The organism is Denitratimonas tolerans, assembly GCF_037203605.1.
Classification (GTDB): Bacteria; Pseudomonadota; Gammaproteobacteria; order Xanthomonadales; family Xanthomonadaceae; genus Denitratimonas; species Denitratimonas tolerans.
Genome location: NZ_JBBDHC010000006.1, coordinates 65,744 through 83,717, shown reverse-complemented (window position 1 = coordinate 83,717; position 17,974 = coordinate 65,744). Strand labels below are relative to the sequence as shown.

The 17,974-nt window shown below is 68.5% G+C and carries 15 protein-coding genes; 7 read left to right on the top strand and 8 right to left on the bottom strand.

Annotated elements, in window-relative coordinates; all coding sequences use genetic code 11:
- Window positions 1-151: 151 nt before the first annotated feature.
- The 3 genes from WB794_RS05775 to WB794_RS05765 form a co-directional block, all read right to left on the bottom strand.
- A complete protein-coding gene (locus WB794_RS05775) occupies window positions 152-601 on the bottom strand; it encodes a TA system VapC family ribonuclease toxin (RefSeq protein ID WP_337334964.1) in 450 nt (149 codons plus the stop codon).
- 2 nt (window positions 602-603) lie between these two features.
- Window positions 604-852 carry a hypothetical protein gene (locus WB794_RS05770; RefSeq protein WP_337334895.1) on the bottom strand — a complete coding sequence of 83 codons (249 nt, stop codon included), beginning with the start codon at window positions 850-852 and terminating at the stop codon, window positions 604-606.
- A 99-nt stretch (window positions 853-951) separates the two neighbouring features.
- Window positions 952-2,532, bottom strand: a complete 1,581-nt coding sequence (locus tag WB794_RS05765) for a GMC family oxidoreductase (protein ID WP_337334894.1) — start codon at window positions 2,530-2,532, stop codon at window positions 952-954.
- Window positions 2,533-2,774: 242 nt separating this feature from the next.
- Between WB794_RS05765 and WB794_RS05760 the strand changes: the two genes are divergently transcribed.
- A complete protein-coding gene (locus tag WB794_RS05760; RefSeq protein ID WP_415926648.1) occupies window positions 2,775-4,151 on the top strand; it encodes an NTP/NDP exchange transporter in 1,377 nt (458 codons plus the stop codon).
- A 3-nt stretch (window positions 4,152-4,154) separates the two neighbouring features.
- Here WB794_RS05760 and WB794_RS05755 read toward each other — a convergent pair whose 3' ends face one another.
- The 3 genes from WB794_RS05755 to WB794_RS05745 all read right to left on the bottom strand — a co-directional run bounded on the left by WB794_RS05755 (window position 4,155) and on the right by WB794_RS05745 (window position 8,123).
- Window positions 4,155-4,634, bottom strand: coding sequence for a hotdog fold domain-containing protein (locus WB794_RS05755; protein ID WP_337334893.1), 480 nt, complete (start codon window positions 4,632-4,634; stop codon window positions 4,155-4,157).
- A 133-nt stretch (window positions 4,635-4,767) separates the two neighbouring features.
- The gene (locus WB794_RS05750; RefSeq protein WP_337334892.1) at window positions 4,768-7,236 is read right to left on the bottom strand and encodes an acyl-CoA dehydrogenase; all 2,469 of its coding nucleotides are present in this window, start codon (window positions 7,234-7,236) and stop codon (window positions 4,768-4,770) included.
- Complete coding sequence (locus WB794_RS05745) at window positions 7,233-8,123, bottom strand: alpha/beta fold hydrolase (protein WP_337334891.1); 891 nt, start codon at window positions 8,121-8,123, stop codon at window positions 7,233-7,235. Before WB794_RS05745 ends, WB794_RS05750 begins: the two co-directional genes overlap by 4 nt.
- A gap of 115 nt (window positions 8,124-8,238) precedes the next feature.
- Between WB794_RS05745 and WB794_RS05740 the strand changes: the two genes are divergently transcribed.
- The 5 genes from WB794_RS05740 to radA all read left to right on the top strand — a co-directional run bounded on the left by WB794_RS05740 (window position 8,239) and on the right by radA (window position 15,184).
- On the top strand, window positions 8,239-8,841 hold the full coding sequence (locus WB794_RS05740) for a TetR/AcrR family transcriptional regulator (protein ID WP_337334890.1): 603 nt from the start codon (window positions 8,239-8,241) through the stop codon (window positions 8,839-8,841).
- A 209-nt stretch (window positions 8,842-9,050) separates the two neighbouring features.
- Window positions 9,051-11,804, top strand: coding sequence for a TonB-dependent receptor plug domain-containing protein (locus WB794_RS05735; protein ID WP_337334889.1), 2,754 nt, complete (start codon window positions 9,051-9,053; stop codon window positions 11,802-11,804).
- Window positions 11,805-12,031: 227 nt separating this feature from the next.
- The gene (locus tag WB794_RS05730; protein WP_337334888.1) at window positions 12,032-12,727 is read left to right on the top strand and encodes a putative 2OG-Fe(II) oxygenase; all 696 of its coding nucleotides are present in this window, start codon (window positions 12,032-12,034) and stop codon (window positions 12,725-12,727) included.
- Between the two features lie 70 nt (window positions 12,728-12,797).
- Window positions 12,798-13,790, top strand: coding sequence for a class I SAM-dependent methyltransferase (locus tag WB794_RS05725; RefSeq protein WP_337334887.1), 993 nt, complete (start codon window positions 12,798-12,800; stop codon window positions 13,788-13,790).
- A gap of 20 nt (window positions 13,791-13,810) precedes the next feature.
- Window positions 13,811-15,184, top strand: a complete 1,374-nt coding sequence (gene radA / locus WB794_RS05720) for a DNA repair protein RadA (RefSeq protein ID WP_337334886.1) — start codon at window positions 13,811-13,813, stop codon at window positions 15,182-15,184.
- A gap of 98 nt (window positions 15,185-15,282) precedes the next feature.
- Here the strand turns inward: radA and WB794_RS05715 are convergent, their stop codons facing one another.
- Together WB794_RS05715 and WB794_RS05710 are read right to left on the bottom strand one after the other, a co-directional pair.
- The gene (locus WB794_RS05715) at window positions 15,283-15,681 is read right to left on the bottom strand and encodes a PilZ domain-containing protein (RefSeq protein WP_337334885.1); all 399 of its coding nucleotides are present in this window, start codon (window positions 15,679-15,681) and stop codon (window positions 15,283-15,285) included.
- Window positions 15,678-16,478, bottom strand: coding sequence for a cytochrome C assembly family protein (locus WB794_RS05710; RefSeq protein WP_337334884.1), 801 nt, complete (start codon window positions 16,476-16,478; stop codon window positions 15,678-15,680). The genes WB794_RS05715 and WB794_RS05710 overlap by 4 nt, the downstream gene beginning before the upstream one ends.
- Window positions 16,479-16,590: 112 nt before the next feature.
- On the opposite strand from WB794_RS05710, the gene ffh reads away from it, so the two are divergent.
- Window positions 16,591-17,958: a signal recognition particle protein gene (gene ffh, locus WB794_RS05705; protein ID WP_337334883.1), complete on the top strand. Its 1,368-nt coding sequence runs from the start codon at window positions 16,591-16,593 to the stop codon at window positions 17,956-17,958.
- Window positions 17,959-17,974 lie beyond the last annotated feature (16 nt).

Here is a 17,974-nt window from a genome sequence, read left to right as displayed (position 1 = left end):
TTCGATCCTTCGCGCAGCGACGGCGCGCGATCCCGCAGGCGCGGCCTGCATCCGATCCGGGCATCGCCGCATCGAACGGGTGGGCCCGATGCGGCGGTTTGCCGACGGCGGGCCGGGCATCGCCATGATGCCACCGCGCCGCGCGGCTGGATTACGCGCCCGGGGCGTCGTGCACGCGCCCGGCCTGCAGTGCGGCCAGGCGCAATCCCGGGAATCGACCGAAGTTGCGGTCGAAGCTGCCCAGCTCGGCACCGTGCTCGATGGCAAGCGCGGCGAGGTGGGCGTCGGTGACGAGGTCGCCGCCCGTGCCTGCGCCGATCAGCAGGCGCGCCAGCACGGCGGCGTGGCGTTCAGTGGGGTGAAGGAGGCGGGCGCGCGGGTGGTTGAGCCAGTCGTCGACTTGCCCCAGGGCCTCATCGATGGTGAGCGGGCGCGGAAAGATGCCGGGGCGTGTGGCGATGCGCAGGAAACCCAGCAGCACGACCCAGGCATAGCCAATGCCGTCGGGCGCGTCATGCGCGTCTTCCAGCCAGCGCGCTGCGGCGGGCTGCTGCGCCGCATCGGCGTTGACCGCGTACAGCAGCACGTTGAGGTCGGGCATCTTCACGGGCGGTAGCGCGCCAGGGTGCTCTGGTCGTCGAGTTCGCCGGCCAGCGCGAGCGCCTTGGTCAGGTCCACGCGCGGGCGGCCCATCGGATAGGACTTCTGCACGAAGGGAGCCGGCTTGCCCGGGGCGGACAGACCCTTGCGCAGGGCGTCGTTGACGACCTGCTTGAAGGGGCGCTGCTGCGCGTGCGTCGCCTGCTTGAGCAGGGCGATCACGTCGGGATCGAGGGTGAGCGTGGTGCGCATGATGTGTCAGGCATCAAATCATTGAGCATCATGATGCCTTGCGGCGGGGCGATTGGCAAACCCGGGGCGGTGCGCGTCGGAGACAACGCCGCGCCGCCGTCAGCCGGCCAGAATCAGGTCCGCAGCGCGCTCGGCGATCATGATCGTCGGCGCGTTGGTGTTGCCGCCCGGCAGGTTCGGCATCACCGAGGCATCGATCACGCGCAGTCCCTCCACCCCGCGCACGCGAAGCTCGGGATCGACCACGGCCGCCTCGTCGCTGCCCATGCGGCAGGTGCCGATCGGGTGGTAGACGGTTTCCGCGCGCGATTTCACGAACTGCACCCACTCGGCCTCGGTCTGCGGAGTTTTTGCGGGAAAGATGGGCGCGCCGCGGTAGGGGTCGAAGGCCTTCTGCGCGAAGATGTCGAGCGACAGCTTGCCGCACTCGACCATCACCTTGAGATCGAAGCCCTCGGCGTCGCCCAGGTAGTTCGGGTCGATGCGCGGCTTGTCGTCCGGCCGGTTGCTGGCGAGCCATACGCGCCCGCGGCTGTGCGGACGCACGTGGCAGGCGTGCAGGGTGTAGCCGTCGCCGGACAGGCGCTTGCGGCCGTGGTCGTCGATCATGGCCGGGATGAAGTGGAGCTGGATGTCGGGGCGATCGTCCGGTGCCAGTGCCGAGCGCGCGAAGCCCGCGCCTTCGGCCACGTTGCTGGTGCCCGGCCCGCGCCGGCCGCGCAGGAAGTAGTCGAAGCCGGCCTTGATCTGGCTGATGCGGTCGTAGGTGATCGGCCTGGTGCAGTGCTGGAGCGTGGTCACGTCGAGGTGATCCTGCAGGTTCGCACCGACCTCGGGCGCGTCGTGGATCACCTCGATGCCGTGCTGGCGCAGCTGCGCCGCCGGGCCGATGCCGGAAAGCAGCAGCAGCTGGGGCGAATTGATCGCGCCGCCGCTCAGGATGACCTCGCGCGAGGCCTCCAGGCGCAGCGTCTGGCCACCCTGCCGGCATTCCACGCCGATGGCGCGGCCGTTGCGGAACAGGACGCGGGCCACCTGCGCGCCGGTGCGCACGGTGAGGTTGGGGCGCGCCTTCGCCGGATCGAGGTAGGCCACCGCGCTGGAGCAGCGCGCGCCGTCGCGCTGGGTGACCTGATAGAGGCCGACGCCTTCCTGCCGCGCGCCGTTGAAATCGGGGTTGAAGGGCAGGCCGGCCTGCTGGCCGGCTTCCACGAAGACCTGCGTCAGCGGATTGACGTAGCGCAGGTCCGAGACCGACAGCGGCCCGTCGCCGCCGTGGAAGGCGTCGGTGCCGCGCGAATTGCCTTCGGATTTGCGGAAGTAGGGCAGCACGTTGTCCCACTGCCAGCCGGTGGCGCCGTTCGCGGCCCATGCGTCGTAATCGCCCGAGACGCCGCGGATGTAGCACATGGCGTTGATCGAGCTCGAACCGCCCAGCAGCTTGCCGCGCGGGCACCAGAGCCGGCGTCCGCCGAGCCGGGCCTGCGGCTCGGTCTGGTAGTCCCAGTTGATCGAGGTCATGCCCGCAATGCGCGCCAGGCCCGCAGGCATGTGCACGAACGGGTGCCAGTCGCGCCCGCCCGCTTCCAGCAGCAGTACGCGGACCTCGGGGTTTGCGCTGAGCCGATTGGCCAATACGCAGCCGGCGGAACCGGCACCAATCACGATGTAGTCGTACATGCATCCGGCCGAATCAGGGCGCGGTCAGCCCCTCATGGAACCTAGCTGCGGAGCCATAGAGCAAATGCTCGGACCGGAGCTTTGTGTGCTTCGATGCCACGGAACCGTGACGTGGGCCGTCGATCGGAGCCGAAAGGGCGGGAAAAGGCTTGGCGATGCTGCACTGCATCGGATACTTTGCGCGCTGGACGGCCCCGGTGCCGGTCCGGTGATCCTTCACCCGCGGCGGAGTACGCCACCTCTTGACCACGCCAACCCGTCACCGAACCCGTCCCGGCAGCGGACTGCGGGACGTGATCGCCTCGCTGGGCGTCGGCTCGCCGGCGCTGTGGTGGTCGCTGCTCTACTTCTTCAGCCTGTTGACCGGCTACTACGTGCTGCGCCCGGTGCGCGATGCCATGGGCGCGTCGGCCGATGCGCAGGCGATCTTCCCGCCGGCGCTGATCGCCTGGGCGCAGGGCCACGGCTTCAGCCTCGGGGATTTCACCCTGCAGGTGCTGTTCACCGGCACCTTCTTCGCAATGGTGCTGGCGCAGCCGATCTACGGTGCCCTGGTCTCGCGTTTCCCGCGCCGGGTGTTCCTGCCGGGCGTGTACCTCTTCTTCATCGCCTGCCTGCTGTTCTTCTACTGGGCGTTCGCGCGCGAGCTGCCGGGGCGCGGGGCGCTGTTCTTCATCTGGACCGCGGTGTTCAACCTCTTTGCCGTCACCGTGTTCTGGAGCTACATGGCCGATGTCTTCGACAACGAGGACGCCAAGAAGGTTTACGGCTACATCGGGGCCGGCGGCACCATCGGCGCGCTCACCGGGCCGATCATCACGCGCCTGCTGGCCGAGCGCGTCGGCGTGGCCAACCTGCTGCTGGTGTCGGCCGCATTCCTGGCGCTGTGCCTGGTGTGCATCCTCAAGCTGCGCCCTTGGGCGATCCTGCGCGAGCGCCGCCACGGGGCCGCCAGCGGCGAGGGTGCCATGGGCGGTTCGATGCTGGCCGGCCTGGCGCTGGTGTGGCGCGATCCGCTGCTGCGCGCGCTGGCGATGCTGATGTTCTTCGGCGTGGGCGTCGGCACCCTGCTCTACAACGAGCAGGCCGCGATCGCGCGCCATCTGGCGCATGACGCCACCCGCACCACCTACTACGCCGGACTCGACCTGGGCGTGAACCTTTTGACCATCATCGTGCAGGTGTTCCTGACGCGCTGGCTGCTGCATCGCTACGGCGTGGCCCCGCTGCTGCTGATCCCGGCGATGGCGATCCTGATCGGCTTCGCGGTGCTGTCCGCCTCGCCGCTGCCGGCGCTGATCTGGGTGGTGCAGGTGATGACCCGGGCCGGCGAGTTCTCTCTCGCCAAACCGGCGCGCGAAACCCTCTACACCCGCGTCGATCGGGAGTCGCGCTACAAGGCCAAGGCGGTGATCGACACGGTGGTCTACCGCGGCGGCGACCTGACCTTCGTGTGGCTGCACAAGCTCCTGTCCGGCTTCGGCTCGAACGTGGTGTTCCTCGTCGGCGTGGGCGTGGCCGCGGGCATGGCGCTGGGTGCCTGGCGCGTGGTGCGCGCGGAGAAGAGCCTGCCCGACGAGGTGCCGCGGGCCGCAATGGCCGAAAGCCGCGTCGCCTGAAGCTCAGCGCGCGGCGCGTGCCGCCCTGGGTGCCAGCCACATCGTGATGCGGGCGCGGAACACGATTTCATCGCTGGTGTCGCGCACGGCCACCGCGACCGGAAGCTCGTAGCCGCTATCCGCGGCGGCGACGGGAATCTCGGGCGTGGCCGTGGCTTCCAGCGTGCCGTGGGCCTTGCGCAGGTATTCCACCGTCATGCCCTTGGGTATCCAGCGCATCGAGGGCGGCAGGCTGGCGTCCACCATCAGCCCTCCGGCCAGCTCCGCCAGGTTGCACATGGCGATCGCGTGGACGGTCCCGATGTGGTTGCGCACCGCGCGGCGGTCGCGCAGCGTGGCCTTGCAGCAGCCTGGCTCCAGCTGCGCGATGCGCGGACGGATCGAGCCGAAATAAGGTGCCTTGAAGCAGACCAGGCGGCTGAACAGCCAGCGCCCCATCGGCTTGCCGGCGAGGCGGCGGTAGAGGGCGAGCGTGGACGGCATCGGATGACCTCGAATCAATGGGAAGGCGACGTCGGCCGCGTAGCCACGTCGGCCACGCAGGGCCGACCTGCGGTGGTGGAGAGGGTTCCCGCCTCGGCGCGCAGGTCGGGTCTACGCCCCCGACGGGCTGTTCTTACGCCGCCTTGCTGCGCGGCGTGGGCTTCTGCACGAAGCTTGCCGCCGCCAGTTCGGACGGGTCGAAGTCGTCCACGCTGATCGCGTCGAGCGTGAGCGCGTGCAGCTCCTGCAGCAGCGCCACCTCGTCGGCGTTCAGCAGGCCCTTGAGGCGCGCTTCCTGCAGCTGCGCGTCGTGCTCGCGCGCTTCGATCTGGCCGGCCTTGATCGCCTTGAGGAACTTGCGTTCGACCGGCTCGGCCGCGACCACCACGGGCAAGGCGGCGTTGATGCGTCCGCCCGGGTTGTTCTCGCACGGGGTCAGGAAGGTGCCGGCACCGAGGCGGTCGCGCGCGTCGCCCGGCGAAAGCAGGATCGCGGCAACGCGGTGGCCGAGGCGGTCGCCCGGCGCGTGCGCACGGCGGCCCCAGGGGAAGATCAGCATCCACAGCGCCCAGCCCACCGGCTTGATCGGGAAGTTGCGCAGCGCCTCGGACAGCGCCAGCTCGATCTTGTGCGCGCAGTCGTGGAAGGCCCAGGCCAGCAGCGGGCGGTCGCCGGTCGGGCGACCTTCATCCTCGTAGCGCTTGAGCATGGCGCTGGCGATGTAGAGCTGGCTGAGCACGTCGCCCAGGCGCGCGGACAGGCGTTCCTTGAACTTGAGCCGTCCGCCCAGGGTGAGCATCGAGACATCGGCCGCAAGCGCGAGGTTGGCCGAGTAGCGGTTGAGCTTGCGGTAGTAGCGGCGGGTGTAGGCATCGCCCGGCACCGTGCCGACGCTGGCACCGGTCAGCCCCAGCACCAGGCTGCGCACCGCGTTGGAGATGGCGAAGCCGATGTGGCTGAACAGCGCGTGGTCGAACTCGCGCAGGCGCGTGGCCGGATCCGGATGGCGCGCCGCCTGCATTTCCTTGAGCACCCAGGGATGGCAGCGGATCGCGCCCTGGCCGAAGATCATCAGGCAGCGGGTGAGGATGTTCGCGCCTTCCACCGTGATCGAGATCGGTGCGGCCTGCCAGTTGCGCCCGGCGAAGTTGCGCGGCCCCAGCACGATGCCCTTGCCGCCGATCACGTCCATCACGTCGCTGACCATCTGGCGGCCCTTCTCGGTGCAGTGGTACTTGGCGATGGCGGTGGCGACGGCGGGTTTTTCCCCGCGATCGACCGCCGCAGCCGTGGCCTGCGCCAGCGCGCTGCCGGCGTAGGCGTTGCCGCCGATGCGCGCCAGTGCCTCCTCGATGCCCTCGAAGCGGCCGATGGCCAGACCGAACTGCTTGCGGATGCGGGCGTAGGCACCGGTGACCAGCGCGCCGGCCTTCATGCCGCCGGCCGCGGTCGACGGCAGGGTGATGCCGCGGCCGACCGAGAGGCATTCCACCAGCATGCGCCAGCCGTGGCCGATGTAGTCCTCGCCGCCGATGAGCGAGGACAGCGGCAGGAACACCTCGTGACCGCGCACCGGGCCGTTGAGGAAGGCGGAGTTGAGTGGTACGTGGCGGCGGCCGATCTCCAGGCCCGGCGTCTCGCGCGGCATCAGCGCCAGCGTGATGCCGCGATCGCTGGTGTCGCCCAGCAGTCCGTCCGGGTCGTACAGGCGGAAGGCCAGCCCGATCACCGTGGCGATCGGTGCCAGGGTGATGTAGCGCTTGTCGAAGTTGAGCCTGACGCCGAGCACCTTGGCGCCGTTCCACTCGCCCTCGCAGACCGTGCCGTAGTCGGGCAGCGAGGTGGCGTCGGAACCGACCATCGGGCCGGTGAGCGCGAAGCAGGGGATCTCGCGTCCGTCGGCCAGGCGCGGCAGGTAGTGGTTCTTCTGCTCGTCGGTGCCGTAGTGCAGCAGCAGCTCCGCCGGCCCGAGCGAGTTGGGCACGCCCACGGTGGACGACAGCGTGGCCGAGATCGAGGCCAGCTTGGCAATCACGCGCGCGTGCGCCAGCGCCGAGAAGCCGAGGCCGCCATACTCCTTCGGAATGATCATGCCGAAGAACCTGTGCTTGCCCAGGAAGCTCCAGATTTCCGGCGGCAGGTCGGCGCGAACGTGGGTGATGTCCCAGTCGTTGGTCATCGCGCAGACCTCTTCCACCGGGCCGTCGAGGAAGGCCTGTTCCTCGGCCGTCAGCTCCGGCCTGGGCTGGTCCATCAGCGACTTCCAGTTCGGCATGCCGGAAAACAGCTCGCCCTCGAAGCCGACCGTGCCCGCTTCCAGCGCGGTCTGCTCGGTTTCCGAGAGCGTCGGCAGCATCTTCTGGTAGATCGCAAGCAGCGGCGCGCTGATGCGGTGGCGGCGCAGGCCGGTGCTGAGCAGCGGCACCGCCACCAGCGCCAGCAGCGCGGCGGCGATGAGCGTGGCGATGACGCTGGCCTTGGCCGCCAGCGCACCGACGAGGCCCGCCGCGCTCAGGATCACCCAGGTCTTGAGCGATGCGCGCAGGTAGGCCGCGATGGCTCCGGCCAGCAGCAGCAGGAGGAAGGGAAGGAGGATGTTCATCGGGATTCTCCGCGAGAGGTCGGGCCGTCGGCGTGCAGCGTCGTCAGGAAAGCAGAAATGGTTCGAGTAAAAGCGTCATTGTCGTCACCGACCACCATGTGGGTGGCCTCGGGCAGGCGGACGTGCTGCGCGTGCGGCACCAGCGCGAGGAACTCGCGCACGTGGGCGTCGTTCACCAGCTCGCTGCGTCCGCCGCTGACCAGCAGCACCGGTACCTTGATGCGGCGCGCGGCCTCGACCAGATGCGCCTGGTATTCCTCGCCGCGGCGGCCGATCGCATCGACCATGCGCGGATCCCAGTGCCAGCGCCAGCGCCCGGCAGGCGTCCGGAACAGGATTTTTTCCAGATCCGCGGGCGACTTGCGCGCGCGGTGCGGCAGGTAGCCGGCGATCTCGTCGGCGGCGTGCTCCAGGCTGTCGAAGCCTTGCGGGTGCGCCGTCATGAAGCCGAGGATGCGCTCCACGCCGGCCGCCTCCCAGCGCGGCGTGATGTCGGCCAGCACCAGGGCGCGAAACGGCGGCGGCGCGCGGTGGGTCTGGGCGAACATCCCGAGCAGTCCGCCCATCGAGGCACCGACCAGCACCGGCGGCCGCGCGTGCTCATCGGCCAGCCGCGTCAGGTCGTCGGCGAATTGCTCCAGCGCGTAGTCCTGGTCCGGCGGGTTCCAGCGGCTCTGGCCGTGGCCGCGGGCGTCGAAGCTGGTGCCCGGATAGCCCCGCGCGGCCAGCTGCCGCGCGGCGCGCGACCACGCCAGCCGGGTCTGGCCGAAGCCGTGTGCGAACAGCAGGTCCGGATGCGAGGGCCGCCCCGCGAAGCGTTCCAGCGCCAGCGGCCCGGAATAGGTCAGGCCCGAGGCTTCGGGTGCGGAAGGGATCTGCGATACCATACACATTAGTATGTTGAGCGCGGCGACACCTGTCAATACGCACCCGTATGGTGATTTCCCCGCCCGTTCTTTTCGCCCCGACTACCCTTGCAACCACCCCACGGAGTTCCGCCTGATGAGTGCATCCGCCACCGCTTCCGCCAAGGCCGAACGCACCCGGCGCCTCAGCGCCACGCACTGGGCCGCGGCGGCACTGGACCTGATCGCGGAGGAAGGCGTTCGGGCGGTGGCGGTCGAACCGCTGGCGCGCCGCCTCGGCGTGACCAAGGGCAGCTTCTACTGGCACTTCCCCTCGCGCGATGCCCTGCTGCAGGCCGCGCTGGAGCGCTGGGAGCAGGTCGAACTGGACGAGGTCTTCGCCCAGCTCGAAGCCATTCCCGACCCGCGCCAGCGCATGCGCGAGCTTTTCCTTCGCGTCGCGCACGAGGTGCGCTCGCACGTGATCTATTCGGAACTGCTCAAGGCGCTGGATCATCCCGTGGTGCAGCCGGTGATGCAGCGCGTCTCCAAGCGCCGCCTCGACTACCTCATGCTCGCCTTTCGCCAGGTCGGCATGGCGCGCGTCGAAGCCCAGAACCGCGCCCACCTGACCTACGCGGCCTACGTCGGCTTCCTGCAGCTCTCCCTGCATCTGCGCCAGCCGCGCCTGCAGCATGCCGAGTTCGAGGCCTACGTCGACCACGTGATCAGCACGCTGATTCCGATGACGGTCGGATGACGCCTTTCGCGGGCGCTGTTGTTCTTCCGCAACAATGTGTTGCGTGCGCCCGCCGGCGACACTTCCAACATTAAAAATTTGTTGTTATGATCCGCCACTGCGGCAGGATCGGGGGTGTCTCCGTTCGGCGGCAAACGTTGAGGAGGGAGGGGTTACACCCCCGATCCCGGACAAACCAAACCACTCTTAACAGAAGCTGGAGAGAGAGAATGAAGTTCACTCGCAATCTACTGAGCAACGCAGTGCGAACCTGCCTCGTGCTCGGTGCCACCGGTGCCATCGGCCTTACCGCCAACGTCGCCTTCGCGCAGGACAAGGACGAAGCGACCAAGCTGGATCGCATCGAAGTCACCGGCTCGCGCATCAAGCGCGCCGACATTGAAGGCTCGCTGCCGGTCGTCGTGATGGACCGCGCGCAGATCGAAGCCAGCGGCAGCATCTCGGTCGCCGACTTCCTGCGCGACACCACCTTCAACAGCTTCGGTTCCTACCAGAGCTCCTCGGGCAGCTCGGGCCTTGGTGCCACCACGGTCAGCATGCGCGGTCTGGGATCCGAGCGGACCCTGATCCTGATTGACGGCCGCCGTGCCCCGACCTCCCCGCAGCTCGGCTCGGGCCAGGACCTCAACTCGATCCCGCTGGCGGCGGTCGAGCGCTTTGAAATCCTCAGCGACGGTGCCTCGGCCATCTACGGCTCCGACGCCCTGGGTGGCGTGATCAACATCATCACCCGCAAGGACTTCGATGGCGTCCAGATCAGCTTCGGCATGGGTCGCCCGACGGAAGACGGCGGTGACACCGAGGAAGGCAGCGTCATCATCGGCACCTCCAGCGACCGCGGCCGCGTGCTGGCCGGTGCCTCCTATGCCGAGCGCGACATCGTGTTCAACCGCGACCGCGACTACTGGTACACCGGCCCCGGCAGCTCGGTCTACTCCAACAACTTCGCCACCCGCATCTCCACCGCGGCCAGCGCGCGCCTGCCGCACCCGACCTACGGCACCGCGGTCCCCGGCCTGTGCACCAACGGCGACGACAGCGACCTGTTCTGGCAGGCCAGCACCGGCGTTTGCCAGTTCAACCACAAGGCCGTCTCGGCCGTCATCTCCAGCATGAAGAACAACTCGGTCTTCGCGCGCGGCGACTACGAGATCAACGACGACTGGACGTTCTACTTCGACGCCGCTTCCACCAAGGCCCAAGCCTTCGGCCGCTACGCGCCGGTGCCGTCCAGCCCGTTCCCGGGCGGTGCGATCCGCCTCGTCGCCGGCAGCCCCAACCACCCGGGCACCGCGCCCGCCGACGGCGGCCTGAACCCGTACTACGACGACTTCTACGCGCAGTACGCCAACCAGGACCTGTTCCTGTTCCACCGCTTCGCCGCGCTGGGCAACCGCGACTCGTTCTCCGAAGTCACCACCAACAACTACACCGGTGGCTTCCAGGGCCGCCTCGGTGCCGTCGATCTGGACTTCGGCGCGCGCTACGTCGAGAGCCGCGGCTGGGACAAGGGTGAGAACTACGTCGTGGGCGGCCTCGCCCAGGCGCCGATCACCTCCGGCGCGTACAACATCTACGACCCGTTTGCGGGCGATCCGAACGGCCTGGGCTTCACCACCACGATCCTGCGTGACCTGAAGACCTCCACCAAGGAGTTCTACGCCAACGCCGGTTTCGACCTGTTCTCGCTGTCCGGTGGTTCGGCCGCGGCCGTGGTCGGTGCCGAGTACCGCGAGGATTACTACCAGGACAACTACGATCCGCTGTCCGAGTCGGGCCAGGTCGTGGGCTCGGCGGGCAACTCCGCCGCCGGTGGCCGCGACGTCACCGCCGTCTACTTCGAAGTGCTGCTGCCGTTCCTGAGCAACTTCGAGGTCGACATCGCCGGCCGCTACGACGACTACAGCGACTACGGCAGCGACTTCGCTCCCAAGGTTTCGCTGCGCTGGCAGCCGCTCGACAGCCTGACCTTCCGCGGCTCCTACGGCGAAGGCTTCCGCGCGCCGTCGCTCGACATCCTGACCGCCAAGCCCTCGTTCAGCGCCGATGACACCAACGATCGCGACACCTGCATCATGCTCACGGGCAACCCGAGCTGCTCCACGCAGATCAACACCTGGCGCATCGCCAACCCGAGCCTGACGTCGGAGCAGTCCGAGCAGTTCAGCCTGGGCGTGGTGTGGGATGCCACCAACTGGCTGAACATGAGCCTTGATTACTACAACATCAAGATCACCGACCAGATCGCCTTCATCGGCAGCGCCACCATCACCGGCTGTCTGCGCGGCAGCATCACGATGTGCCCGACGGGCCTGTCGCTCTTCCCGGCCGGCACCTCGGTCAACCCGCCGCACCCGGAAATCGGCCTGGGCCTCGAGCTCGACCCGGTGACCGGCGGCATCGTCTACGCCCAGACCGGCTACGCCAACCTGGGCGAGATCCAGACCGAAGGTTACGACTTCACCGCGCGTACCAACTTCGATCTGGGCGGCTGGGGCTCGCTGCGCAACCAGCTGATGATCGGTTACGTGGCCGACCAGCACACCAACGACAACCCGAGCTACGTTGGCCAGCCGGGTGCCCCGCGCATCCGCGCCGGTCTGCAGAACGTGTGGTCGATGAACGACTTCGAGGTGACCTGGAACATCAACTACATCCACCACACCCACTCGTGGACCTATCGCGACTGGATCGGTGACTCGAGGAACGGCTACACCGGCTCGTTCGAAGAGTACGCGGAAGGCCTGGTCGGCAAGACCATGCCGTCGTTCACCTCGCACGACCTGCAGTTCAGCTACAAGGCACCGTGGGATGCGACCGTCAGCCTCGGCGTGCGCAACGCGCTCAACCGCGATCCGAGCAACGACTACCTGTACACCCACTATGCGGCGGACTCGGTCGATGTGACCCTGTACGACGTCTGGGGTCGCGTGCCGTACTTCCGCTACACCCAGCGCTTCTGATCCTCGCGGATCGTTCGCTGCATGCTGTACCCGGAGGGGCCTCGAAAGAGGCCCCTCCGCTTTTGTGCCGATCACGCCGCGCGCCGTTCGCGCCGCCAGGCTGGGTGCGGGGTGCGGGCATCACCGCGCGGCGCGCGATTGCCGTGGCGCAGCGGGCGCGCCGAGCGCGGCGGAATCCTGCGCAATCGCAGTTAAAATGTCTGGTTTCCACATCACGGATTCCATCGATGAACAAGGTTTCCTTCATCACGGCCTATGCGGTTCCCCTCGTCAACGTGCAGCTGGACGAGGCCGACGCGCTGAATGCCGAACTGCGCAGCTTCTTTCTGGAGTGCGAATCGCAGGGCGAGCGCTACGCCAACCGCGAGGCCCTCGTGCAGCGCAACGCGACGCTGTTCGAGAGCGCCTTCAACCTGTTCGACTGGAAGCACCCTGCGGTGACGAAGCTGCGGGATTTCTGCCTCGCCTCGCTGTATCACGGCGTCGGCGAACTGAACGGCTACGACCAGCCGACGCTGGCGCGCCTGCACGTCGCGATGGAGTCCTGGTTCCACGTGACCCGCAAGGGCGGCTTCTTCGGTGCGCACAACCATCCGCTGCACTCCTGGTCGGGCGTGTACTGCGTCTGCCAGGAAGGCGACGAGGCCGACGAGCACAGCGGCCGCCTGACCTTCATCAGTCCCTTCGCGATGAACACCATGTTCGTCGACATGGCCTCGCACAAGCTCAAACCGCCCTTCCACACCGGCAGCTGGCCGATCCGCCTCAAGCCCGGGCAGCTGATCCTGTTCCCGTCCTGGCTGCTGCACGAAGTCACGCCGTTCAATCCCGAAGGCGACGGCCTGCGCATGACCGTGGCCTTCAATGCGCGCTTCCGCATGGATGGCGTCGAGCCGCTCAAGGTGCCGCCGGAACACGCCTGATTGCCGCTAGACTGGCCCATTGCGCTGTCGCGTTCGTGCGGCGGCGTCGATTACACGCAGGAGTTTCTTCATGTCGCAGTCGCCGGCGGTCGATGAGCCGCTCACGCGCGCGCAAGCCTGGACCCGCTACTGGTCCAGCGGCGTGCAGCATTCATGCCCGGGCAGCTTTGCCGCCAACTACACCGGCAGGATCGGTGACTTCTGGAAGTCGGTGTTCGAGGCGCTGCCATCCGACGCCCGGGTGCTGGACGCCTGCTGCGGCAATGCGCCCATGAGCCAGATGCTGCTGGACTCCGACTACGGGGCGCGCGTCGCGCGCGTGGATGCGGTGGACGCGGCCGAGGTCGCGCCGCAGTGGCTGGATGCCGCATCGGAATCCGTGCGTGCGCGCTTCGTGCTGCACGCCGGCGCGGATGTCGCCGCGCTGCCGCTGGACGACGCCACGTTCGATCTGTGCATGAGCCAGTACGGCATCGAGTACGTCGGCGAGGCGGCGTTCCGGGAGTGCGGACGGGTGCTGCGCCCCGGTGGCCGCCTGGCCGCGGTGCTGCACCACGTCGATGCCCTGCCGGTGCGCATCGCGCACGAGGAATGCGCCCATATCGACTTTCTGCTGGAGGATGACGGGCTGCTCGCCCGCGCCCAGACGCTGATCGAACCTCTCGCCAGCGCCGCCACCACGGAAGGGCGCGACGCGCTTCGCTCCGACGCCGCCGCCAACGCCGCGCGCGGCGCGTTCAATGAGGCACTGCGCGCCATCAAAGAGCGCGTCGCCGGCGCGCGCCATCCGGATGCGCTGATCGAGCAGCGGGAATACCTGATGCAGCTTCTGGCCGCCGTGCCCGACATCGGCGCGCAGGCCGGCCAGCAGCATCTGGACGACATGCGCGATGCCCTGCGCGCGGCACGCCTGCGCCAGCAAGAACTTCCGCCGGCCGCGCTCGACGAGGCCGGTGTGCGCGCCTTGGTCGATGCCTTCGGCGGCCGCATCGACCGGCTGGATCCCCTGCACTTCGAGAACGGGGAAATCGCCGGTTGGGCGCTGGTCGCGACGCGCGCCTAGGCCGACCGCCGGCAGCGCCCATGACCAGGCAGAAATCCGCCTACGTCTGCACCCAGTGCGGTGCCACCGCCAGCAAGTGGCAGGGCCAATGCCCCGGCTGCGAGCAGTGGAACACCTTGACCGAATACGCGCTGGAAAGCGCGGCCGAAGGCAAGGCGCGCGGCGCGCGCGGCGGCTATGCGGGCGCGGGTGGCGCGGCGAAGGTGACGCGCCTGGCGGACGTGACCCGGGGCGAGGAAGTGCGCCAGTCCACCGGCATCGGCGAGCTGGATCGCGTGCTGGGAGGCGGCCTGGTGGAGGGTTCGGTGGTGCTGATCGGCGGCGATCCGGGCATCGGCAAGTCCACCCTGCTGCTGCAGGCCGTCGCCGCGATGGAGCCGCGCCTGCCAGGGCTGTACGTCACCGGCGAGGAAAGCCTGGGCCAGGTGAGCGCGCGCGCCGCGCGGCTCGGCCTGGCGCTGGGCGATCTGCGCTGCCTGACCGAGACCTGCGTCGAGCGCATCCTGCCCCAGCTCGTGCGCGAGAAGCCGCGCCTGGTGGTGATCGATTCGATCCAGACCATGTACTCCGAGCCGCTCGCGGCGGCGCCGGGCTCGGTCAGCCAGGTGCGCGAATCGGCGGCCAAGCTGGTGCGCTTCGCCAAGGAGACCGGCACCGCCGTGTTCCTGGTCGGCCACGTCACCAAGGAGGGCGGGATCGCGGGGCCGCGTGTGCTCGAGCACATGGTCGATGCGGTGCTCTACTTCGAGGGCGAGAGCGGCAGTCGCTTCCGCGTGCTGCGCGCCTTCAAGAACCGTTTCGGCGCGGTCAACGAACTGGGCGTGTTCGCGATGGGCGACGCCGGCCTGCGCGAAGTGCCCAATCCCTCGGCCATCTTCCTTTCCGGCAGCAGCGAACCGCAGCCGGGCAGCTGCGTGATGGTCACGCGCGAGGGCACCCGCCCGCTGCTGGTGGAAGTGCAGGCCCTGGTCGATCAGAGTCCGCTCGCAAACCCGCGTCGCGTCGCGCTCGGGCTGGAGCAGAACCGCGTGGCGATGCTGCTGGCGGTGATGCACCGCCACGGCGGCATTGGCGTCTACGATCAGGATGTCTACGTCAACATCGTCGGCGGCATCCGCATCCAGGAAACCGCCGCCGACCTGCCGGTGCTGCTGGCGATTCTCTCCAGTCTGCGCGGTCGCCCGCTCGAACTTCCCACCGTAGCCTTCGGCGAGGTCGGGCTTTCCGGCGAGCTGCGGCCGGTGCCCAACGGCGAGGAGCGCCTGCGCGAAGCCGCCACCCACGGCTTCAGGCGCGCCATCGTGCCGCGTGCGAATGCACCCAAGAAGCGCTTCGGGGAGATGGACGTGATCGCCGTCGAGCGCCTGGTCGATGCATTGGAAGCAACGTCGTAGGCCGACCCGAAGCGGGCGGATACCCCTCGTCGGAACGCGGTAGGGCGGAACCCACGCAGTGGTTTCCGCCGTCTTGGGGCGAGCCCCCGACGCCGCACTCAGCCGCCCAGTTCGGACAGCTCGTGCCGCAGCGCGTCGACGTTGCCCAGGTTCAGCTCGATCAGGCGCTTGAGCTGGGTGAAGCTGCCCAGGTCGATCTTGCTGCAGGCAAACCCGAGCCCGGCGTCGTCGATGCGCGCCAGTTCCACGCCCATGCCGATCAGGATGCCGCCTTCCAGCCGCAGATCGAGCCGGTAGCGGTGGCCGATCGTGCCATCCCAGTCGGGCGGTGGTTCCACCAGCACGCCGGCCAGCGACAGATCGACCAGGCGCGTGTTCCACATGGCGCTGCCCGAATACAGCCGCACGCTGCCGTCGATCGGGAAACGGCGGAAGCGCCGCTGCGTGGTTGCGAGGGCGGAAACATCGAGGCCATCGATGGACGGAGTGCTGTTCATTCGCCTCGTGCCAGGATCACTTCGAGCACGAACTTGCTGCCGAAAAAACCCAGGCCCAGCAGCGCCATCGCCACCAGGGCCAGACGCACCGCGCGGCGCCCGCGCCAGCCGTAACGCACGCGGCCCAGCAGCAGGATGCCGAAGATCACCCAGGCCAGGAGGCTGAGCACGGTCTTGTGGACCAGGTGCTGGGCAAAGAGGTTTTCCACGAACACCACGCCGGTCAGCAGCGACAGCGTGAGCAGGGCGAATCCGACCCCGATCAGGCGGAACATCAGCGTCTCGACCAGGGTCAGCGGTGGAAACACCTGCAGCAGCCGCCCGAGGCGACGCTGCCGCAGGCCGCGCTCCTGCGCCCACAGCATGATCGCCAGCAGCGCCGCCAGGCTCAGCGCCGCGTAGGCCAGCAGCGACAGCCAGGCGTGCAGCTGGATCTGCCAACCCATCGATGCCGCCGTCGCCGGGGCCGCGCCGTAGTGGTAGAGCAGCAGCAGGAGCGCCGCGAGCGGGTACGCCACCACGCCCAGCGCGCCGACCGGCCGGCTCAGGCTCAGCTCCGCGGTGAGCGCGGCGGTGCCGAACGCGATCAGCGACAGCGCCGCGAAGAAGTGCATGTCCGGCCCGCCGGAGGCATGCCAGGCCATCAGGTGTGCGGCGGCGTGGCCCGCGGCCCCGAGAAGCGCGAGCCCGGCGGGAACGCGCGTGCGGACGCCGGCATCGCCCGCCAGTGCGCGCACCTGCCAGACTGCGGCGGCGAAATAGGCGATGACGGCGGCGTAGACGAGGAGCCCTGACATTCCCGAAGTTTGGCACAGCCCGCCGATGCTTGGCAGGCATGGCGGCCGCATCCGGCGACGTGTGGTCGAACCCACGCGATATACTGGCTGGCCATCCCGCACGACTGCCGCCATGTTCGATTCCCTCAGCCAGCGTCTTTCCACCACGGTCCAGCGCCTGCGCGGGCGCGGTCGGCTGACCGAGGAGAACATCCGCGAGGCCACCCGCGAGGTGCGCGTCGCCCTGCTGGAGGCCGATGTCGCCCTGCCCGTGGTGCAGGCGCTGGTCCAGCGCATCAAGGTGCGCGCGGTCGGTCAGGAGGTGATGAAGAGCCTCACGCCCGGCCAGGCACTCATCAAGGTGGTGCGCGACGAGCTGACCCTGGTGATGGGCGCGCAGAGCGCCGAGCTCGATCTCAACGTGCCCGCCCCGGCGGTGATCCTGATGGCCGGCCTGCAGGGCGCGGGCAAGACCACCACGGTGGGCAAGCTCGCCAAACTCCTGAAGGAGCGGCGCAAGAAGAAAGTGATGGTGGTCTCGGCCGACGTCTACCGCCCCGCCGCGATCGAGCAGCTCAAGACCCTCGCCGAACAGACCGGCGTGCTGTTTTTCCCGTCCGATCCCTCGCAGAAGCCGGTCGATATCGTCAAGGCCGCGATCAGCGATGCGAAAAAGAGCTTCGTCGACGTGCTGCTGGTCGATACCGCCGGACGCCTCGCCATCGACGAAGCGATGATGGCCGAGATCAAGGCCTTGCATCAGGCCGTCGATCCGGTCGAAACACTGTTCGTGGTCGATTCCATGACCGGCCAGGACGCCGCCGTCACCGCCAAGGCGTTTTCCGAGGCGCTGCCGCTGACGGGCGTGGTGCTCACCAAGACCGACGGCGACGCGCGCGGCGGTGCGGCCCTGAGCGTGCGCTACATCACCGGCAAGCCGATCAAGTTCATCGGCACCTCGGAAAAAATGGACGGGCTGGACGTGTTCCACCCCGACCGCATCGCCAGCCGCATCCTCGACATGGGCGACGTGCTCTCGCTGGTGGAGCAGGTCGAGCGCGACGTCGATCAGGAGAAGGCCGCCAAGCTCGCCGAGAAGGTCGCCAAGGGCAAGAAGTTCAACCTCAACGACATGCGCGACCAGCTCGAGCAGATGCAGAACATGGGCGGCATCCACGCCCTGATGGACAAGCTGCCGGGCATGGGCCAGATGCCGGACAACCTCAAGAACCAGGTCACCGGCAAGGAAGTGCCGCGCATGATCGCCATCATCAACTCGATGACCCTGAAGGAGCGCCGCAATCCGGGCCTGCTCAACGGCTCGCGCCGCGCGCGCGTGGCCAGGGGTTCGGGAACCAGCCCGGCGCAGGTCAATCAGCTGCTCAAGCAGTACCAGAACATGGAAAAGATGATGTCCAAGCTTTCCATGGGCGGCATCAAGGGCATGATGCGCGGCATGAAGGGCCTGATGGGCGGGCGCGGCGGCTTCCCGATGCGCTGAGGCGCGCACCGCTGCG

Excerpts from the sequence above, each read along its gene's own strand:
- WB794_RS05775 (WP_337334964.1), bottom strand. The coding sequence starts at position 601 with ATGCCCGACCTCAACGTGCTGCTGTACGCGGTCAACGCCGATGCGGCG.
- WB794_RS05770 (WP_337334895.1), bottom strand. The coding sequence starts at position 852 with ATGCGCACCACGCTCACCCTCGATCCCGACGTGATCGCCCTGCTCAAG.
- WB794_RS05765 (WP_337334894.1), bottom strand. The coding sequence starts at position 2,532 with ATGTACGACTACATCGTGATTGGTGCCGGTTCCGCCGGCTGCGTATTG.
- WB794_RS05755 (WP_337334893.1), bottom strand. The coding sequence starts at position 4,634 with ATGCCGTCCACGCTCGCCCTCTACCGCCGCCTCGCCGGCAAGCCGATG.
- WB794_RS05750 (WP_337334892.1), bottom strand. The coding sequence starts at position 7,236 with ATGAACATCCTCCTTCCCTTCCTCCTGCTGCTGCTGGCCGGAGCCATC.
- WB794_RS05745 (WP_337334891.1), bottom strand. The coding sequence starts at position 8,123 with ATGGTATCGCAGATCCCTTCCGCACCCGAAGCCTCGGGCCTGACCTAT.
- WB794_RS05740 (WP_337334890.1), top strand. The coding sequence starts at position 8,239 with ATGAGTGCATCCGCCACCGCTTCCGCCAAGGCCGAACGCACCCGGCGC.
- WB794_RS05735 (WP_337334889.1), top strand. The coding sequence starts at position 9,051 with ATGAAGTTCACTCGCAATCTACTGAGCAACGCAGTGCGAACCTGCCTC.
- WB794_RS05730 (WP_337334888.1), top strand. The coding sequence starts at position 12,032 with ATGAACAAGGTTTCCTTCATCACGGCCTATGCGGTTCCCCTCGTCAAC.
- WB794_RS05725 (WP_337334887.1), top strand. The coding sequence starts at position 12,798 with ATGTCGCAGTCGCCGGCGGTCGATGAGCCGCTCACGCGCGCGCAAGCC.
- radA (WP_337334886.1), top strand. The coding sequence starts at position 13,811 with ATGACCAGGCAGAAATCCGCCTACGTCTGCACCCAGTGCGGTGCCACC.
- WB794_RS05715 (WP_337334885.1), bottom strand. The coding sequence starts at position 15,681 with ATGAACAGCACTCCGTCCATCGATGGCCTCGATGTTTCCGCCCTCGCA.
- WB794_RS05710 (WP_337334884.1), bottom strand. The coding sequence starts at position 16,478 with ATGTCAGGGCTCCTCGTCTACGCCGCCGTCATCGCCTATTTCGCCGCC.
- ffh (WP_337334883.1), top strand. The coding sequence starts at position 16,591 with ATGTTCGATTCCCTCAGCCAGCGTCTTTCCACCACGGTCCAGCGCCTG.